This is a genomic window from Corynebacterium sp., assembly GCF_030535495.1.
In the GTDB taxonomy this organism is placed as follows: domain Bacteria; phylum Actinomycetota; class Actinomycetes; order Mycobacteriales; family Mycobacteriaceae; genus Corynebacterium.
This window is the reverse complement of the sequence record NZ_JAUNRW010000118.1, coordinates 1-5,722: the sequence shown is the minus strand read 5'-3', so window position 1 is coordinate 5,722 and position 5,722 is coordinate 1. Positions and strand designations below refer to the sequence as shown.

6 protein-coding genes are annotated in these 5,722 nt (G+C 69.4%); 1 reads left to right on the top strand and 5 read right to left on the bottom strand.

Annotated elements, in window-relative coordinates:
• Together Q4F73_RS10975 and Q4F73_RS10970 are read right to left on the bottom strand one after the other, a co-directional pair.
• Positions 1-1,264, bottom strand: a 1,264-nt coding sequence (locus Q4F73_RS10975; protein WP_303359386.1) for a deoxyguanosinetriphosphate triphosphohydrolase, incomplete at its 3' end; no start/stop codon positions are given.
• A gap of 8 nt (positions 1,265-1,272) precedes the next feature.
• The gene (locus tag Q4F73_RS10970; RefSeq protein WP_303359385.1) at positions 1,273-1,893 is read right to left on the bottom strand and encodes a YdcF family protein; all 621 of its coding nucleotides are present in this window, start codon (positions 1,891-1,893) and stop codon (positions 1,273-1,275) included.
• Between the two features lie 24 nt (positions 1,894-1,917).
• Here Q4F73_RS10970 and Q4F73_RS10965 point away from each other — a divergent pair, with 24 nt between their 5' ends.
• Positions 1,918-3,945: a TPM domain-containing protein gene (locus Q4F73_RS10965; protein WP_303359384.1), complete on the top strand. Its 2,028-nt coding sequence runs from the start codon at positions 1,918-1,920 to the stop codon at positions 3,943-3,945.
• A gap of 9 nt (positions 3,946-3,954) precedes the next feature.
• Here the strand turns inward: Q4F73_RS10965 and Q4F73_RS10960 are convergent, their stop codons facing one another.
• From Q4F73_RS10960 to Q4F73_RS10950, 3 genes are all read right to left on the bottom strand, one after another.
• Complete coding sequence (locus Q4F73_RS10960) at positions 3,955-4,395, bottom strand: hypothetical protein (RefSeq protein ID WP_303359383.1); 441 nt, start codon at positions 4,393-4,395, stop codon at positions 3,955-3,957.
• Positions 4,396-4,902: a hypothetical protein gene (locus Q4F73_RS10955; RefSeq protein WP_303359382.1), complete on the bottom strand. Its 507-nt coding sequence runs from the start codon at positions 4,900-4,902 to the stop codon at positions 4,396-4,398.
• Between the two features lie 2 nt (positions 4,903-4,904).
• On the bottom strand, positions 4,905-5,722 hold an 818-nt coding region (locus tag Q4F73_RS10950), incomplete at its 5' end, for a glycine--tRNA ligase (RefSeq protein WP_303359381.1).

Sequence of the window (5,722 nt, the reverse complement as noted above, 5' to 3'; positions counted from 1 at the left end):
AACCCATAAACGCCGCCAGCCCCGCCGAACGCTTCGCCAGCCGCTCCAGCCGGGATTCCGTCATCGAGGCAATCTGGTCGATGACCACGCGCTGTCGCGCCGCCGCATCCGGAGCCTGCTCCCACCACGCGCGGAACATCGGGTCGAGGGAGCCGGGGGCGCCGGCGGTGAGGTAGTCGAAAACCCGGTAGATGCGTTCGCGCTGGCGATCCTGCCGGTCGAGGTGGGCGGGGGCGTCCATGACGTAGAGCACGGCGATGGTCTTGAGCAGGGTCACCTCCGCCTGCGCCTGCGCAGGCACCACCAGCCGACCGTGCTCACGGCCCAACAGTTCCTGGCCGGCCGTCGCGCCCACGGTGGCGCCGACATAGCGCCCGACCAGCTCGGAGGTCATCTTCTTCAGGTGGGCGTATCCGGCCAGGGTGCGGTCGAAGTCGATCGACCGGTTGACTACGGCGAGCTGGCGGAGGGAATCGGCGGCGTCGAGAAGCATCTCCGGGGTGCCGCCGAAGGCACGCGCGCCTTTCTCGGCGAGCGCGGCCAACTCCACCAGGTCCCACAGCACGTGGAGGGTGATGCGGCCGGAGACGATGCCGTCCTCGACATCGTGGACGGAGTAGGCGATGTCATCGGCCCAGTCCATGGTCTGCGCCTCCATGGAGGGCCGCTCGTCGCTGTGCCCGGCGCGCAGCCAGGCCAGAATCTCCGCGTCCTCGTCGTAGCAGCCGTACTTGCGGTTGACGCTGCCGTCGGCGTTGGTGCGGGTCCGCGGGTACTTGCACGCGGCGTCGAGCGCGGCGCGGGTGAGGTTGAGGCCGAAGCTCTCCCCCTTCTCCGAGATGGTCTTCGGTTCCAGCCGGGTGAGGATGCGCAGCGTCTGGGCGTTGCCCTCGAAACCTCCGCAGTCGGCGGCGACCTCGTTGAGCGCCACCTCGCCGTTGTGGCCATAGGGCGGGTGACCGATGTCGTGGGTGAGTCCGGCCATCTCGCACAGGTCCGGGTCGAGCCCCAGCCCGGAGCCGATACCGCGGGAGATCTGCGCGACCTCGAGCGAGTGCGTCAGGCGCGTGCGCGGAGTGTCCCCGTCCCGGGGGCCGACCACCTGGGTTTTATCCGCCAGGCGCCGCAGGGCAGCGGAATGCAGCACGCGGGCGCGGTCACGGCCGAAATCCCCGCGGCGATCCGGCTGGGAGTCATCGAATTCGCTGCCCTTGGGGGTCTCTTCGAACCTGCGCTCCACGTCTGCAGCCGAGTACTCGTACATCTGTCCCTTCACTTCCCACCGAGGGCGTCATGGCGCGCCCGACGCGAGGGCCGCACGTGGGCCTCCACCTGGCGCAACAGTGTTTCCACCCTAGCCGCCCGCCGCCGTCCCAGGACGCGGGACACATCGACCACCGCCATTCCGCCGACCTCGTGCGCCAGCGTGCGCCACCAGGCGGCCGCGGGAAACCGCGTCGGGCTGGTGCGCGTCGGCGAGCTCACCGCCTCCAACCCGGCCTGCCTAGCCAGGATCTCGGCGCGCAGGGCGTGGTTCGGATCGGTCACCACGATCACGCGCCCCGGTTCATGCTTATCGACGAGCCCCTCATACGACCCCACCGTGTCATTGCCCACCGGCACCTCGGTGACGTCCGTGGCCGGCACTCCGCGTTCGACGAGGTAGGACCTACCCACCTGCGCCTCGGTGAAACGATCCCCGGGCAACTTCCCGCCGAGGGTGTAGACGTGGTCGGCCACCCCTGTCTCCCACAGGTGGAGGGCGTGATCCAGGCGGGCGGCGAACTGCCGGGAGGCGGTGCCGTCGTACTGCGCCGTGCCCAGCACCACGAGGCTGTCGGCCGGGGCGGGCGGGCGGCGGCGTCGATAAGCATGGAGCAGAATACGGATCACCTTCTAAACGGTAGTCTGGGCGGCATGAAACGCATGCTGCCCCGCCCGAAGACACTGGCCGCGGCCGCCGTGATCGGCGCTGCCGCGCTGCTCGGTGGCGCCCCCCTGACACTGGCCGCCGAGACCGTGCAGGCCCAGCCTGCGGACACTGCGGTGGCCCCGGAGAACCTCACCAGCCCGGTCACCGATTATTCCGGCGTGCTCGACGCCTCCCAGAGCGCTGATCTCACCGACAAGATCCAGCAGTACAAGATCGACTCCTACAAGTCGATTTACGTGGTGTACCTGCCGAGCTTCGGGGGCCTGACCCCTCAGGCGTGGACCGATCAGGCCGTTGCGGCCAGCGGCGGCGACAACACCGTCGTCATGGCGGTGGCCACCGAGGACCGTCAGTTCGGCATCAACGGCGGCAGCGAGTGGCCGCAGTCCGAGGTCGACCGCATGGCGGACGCCGCCTTCCCTCACCTGGCCAGCGATGACTGGTACGGCGCGGGTGATGCCGCCGTGGAGGCGGCCGCCACCTCCGGCGAGATGTCGGGCGAATCCCTGGCCTGGCTCGGTGGCGGTGCCGCGGCGGCGGTCGCGGCCGGTGGCGGCATCTACGCCTACTCCCGCCGCAAGCGGCAGCAGACCTCGGCCGCGGTGCTGGAGGATTCCCGCGCGATCGAACCGGGTGACACCCGTCGCCTGGCCTCCCTGCCGATGGAGACCCTCGAGCAGCTCGCCCAGGAGGAGCTCGTCTCCACCGACGAGTCCATCCGCCGCAGCCGCGAGGAGCTCGACCTGGCCATCGCGGAGTTCGGGCCCGAGCGCACGCGCTCGTTCACCCGCGCGATGAACCACTCCACCACCACCCTGCAGAAGGCCTTCGCCCTGCAGCAGCGCCTCAACGACTCCATCCCGGAGACCGAGGCGGAGCGCCGCTCCATGCTGGTGTCCATCATCTCCTCCTGCGGCCAGGCCGACGACGCCCTCGACGCCGAGGCCGAGTCCTTCGCCAGCATGCGCAACCTGCTGGCCACCGCCGACCGCAAGATCGACGAACTCACCCAGGCCACGGTCGACCTGCGTACCCGCCTGCCGCGCGCCGAGGAGCAGCTGGCGGGCCTGCGCTCCCGCTACGCCCCGGAGGTGCTTGAGTCCATCGACGACAACGTCGACCTCGCCGGCGCCTCCCTCGACGAGGCCGAAAAATCCCTGACCATCGCCCGGGAGCTCGAGGCCCGACCCGCCGGCGAGCAGGGTGGGCTCATCGACGCCATCCGCGATTCCGAGCACGCCATCGAGGTCGCCGACCGCATGCTCAGCGGCATCGAGCACGCCGACGACAACATCGCCACCGCGCAGGCCCAGCTGGGTGACCTCCTCCAGGAGGTCGAGGACGAGATCCGGGAGGCCGGTGACCTCAAGCGCCGGGGTGTCTCCGAGGGTGCCCGCGCCGACTGGCAGCAGCTCGACGAGGTCGTGGGCCGCGCCATCACGGTCGTCGACGAGGCCCGTGCGCAGTCCTCCCGCGACCCCCTCGGCGCCTTCACCATGCTCACCGACATCGACGCCGAACTCGACGAGCAGCTCGACCGCGTCCGCGAGACCACCGCCGACCAGACCCGCCAGCTGCAGCTGCTCGATCAGCAGCTCCAGGCCGCCGGCGTGTCCATCCAGGCCGCCGAGGACTTCATCGCCTCCCGCGGCCGGGTGGTCAAGGCCGAGGCCCGCACCATGCTGGCCGACGCCAAGCGACTGCAGGCGCAGGCACTCCAGCTGCGGACCTCCGAGACCCGGCAGGCCACCGACTACGCCCGCCAGGCGACGACCGCCGCCAAGCGCGCCCTTAAGCGCGCCCAGTCGGACTACAACGACTACCGTCGCCGCCAGCAGATGAACCACCGCGGTGGCGGCTCCAACATGGGCGGCATCGTCACCGGCATGGTCATCGGCCAGATCCTCGGCGGCGGTGGCCGCGGCGGCGGATTCGGAGGTGGCTTCGGCGGCGGCGGAGGCTTCGGGGGTGGAGGTTTCGGCGGGGGCGGCTTCCGCGGCGGCTCCTTCTAGGGGCGGGTCCTACACCCGCGGCCGGCGCACCGGGGAATCGACCAGCACGCACCCCCACGACAGGAACACCGCGTCGATGGGGGGCAACTCGTCTGCGGTCGGCCCGGCATGCAGTTCCACCCGGCCGGAGATGAGCGGGCGGACGCGGGCGACGATCTCACCCCAGGCGTTGTAGATGGCGCGTTCCTTGCGCCAGATGCTGCTGCGGCGCAGGGTGTACTCCCGCCCCGCGCAGTCGGCGTGGAGGATGCTCACGGTGAAGCCGTTCTGGGCGAGGGTGAACACCCGGCCGTCGCCGGTGGTGGCCCGGGCCCGGAACTGGATGGGCCCAGGCTCGGATTCCACCAGGAGCCGGTCATCGCCGAAGAGGATGACGTCGGAACGGACGGTGGCGAGGAGCTCGCGGCGGGCGTCGAAAAGCTCGTTGCCCTCCCAGAACCAGGGCCCCATCTAGATGATGAACGCCAGGATCGCGGCGACGGTCATCAGCGCCAGGGTGGCGATGACAGCCGTGGAGGATCGGCTCAGGCGCTGCTCGAGCACCAGGCGGGCCAGCCAGCTCAGACCCACGACGGCCTCCCGGGGCAGGTCGGTCTCCCCCTCGAATTCGAGGATGGCCTTGCGCACACCGTTGTTGCCGCCGGAGAACTGCGCGACCTTGGTGCCGTTCTCGTCGTCGATGATCCAGTTGTTGGATGCCTCGTTGACCAGGACGTAGCTTTGGTTCCCGATGGAGACGGGGATCGACTTGTCCTTCTTAAAGTTGGCCTCGGCGGTGAGGACGGGGGCGTCGAGAAGCGTGGCGGTGGCACCGGTCTCCGGGTCGAAGGCCAGGGTCCACCGCTGACCGTCAACGTCCGCGGAGGTCTTGTCGAAACGCGCGAGCACCTCCGGGCCGGCCTCGGCGAGGAGGACGGGCCGGTCGACGTCGCTGCGGTCCCAGCTGGTGTAGTGCATGATCAGCAACCCACGAGGCGGGTGGCCAGGTAGTCCTGCAGCTCGTCGATCTTCACGCGCTCCTGGGCCATGGTGTCGCGCTCGCGGACGGTGACGGCATTGTCCTCGAGGGTGTCGAAGTCGACGGTCACGCAGAACGGGGTACCGATCTCGTCCTGACGACGGTAACGACGCCCGATGGCACCGGAGGTGTCGTACTCGACGTTCCACAGCTGACGCAGCTGGTTGGCGATCTCCTGCGCGGGCTCGGACAGCTCCGGCTTCTTCGACAGCGGCAGGACGGCGACCTTCACCGGCGCCAGGCGGCGATCCAGCTTGAGCACGACGCGCGTATCGACGCCACCCTTGGCGTTCGGTGCCTCATCCTCGTGGTAGGCGTCGACGAGGAAGGCCATGAAGGCGCGGCCCAGGCCGGCGGCCGGCTCGATGACGAAGGGGATCCAGCGCTCATTCGACTCCTGGTCGAAGTAGGACAGGTCCTCGCCGGAGCCCTCGGAGTGGACCTTGAGGTCGTAGTCGGTGCGGTTGGCGATGCCCTCCAGCTCGCCCCACTTCGAGCCCTGGAAGTTGTAGGCGTACTCGATGTCGACGGTGCGCTTGGAGTAGTGGGACAGCGACTCCTTCGGGTGCTCGTAGAAGCGCAGGTTCTCCGGGTTGATGCCCAGGTCGACGTACCACTGCATGCGGGCGTCGATCCAGTGCTGGTGCCACTCCTCATCGGTGCCCGGCTTGACGAAGAACTCCAGCTCCATCTGCTCGAACTCACGGGTGCGGAAGATGAAGTTGCCCGGGGTGATCTCGTTGCGGAAGGACTTGCCGA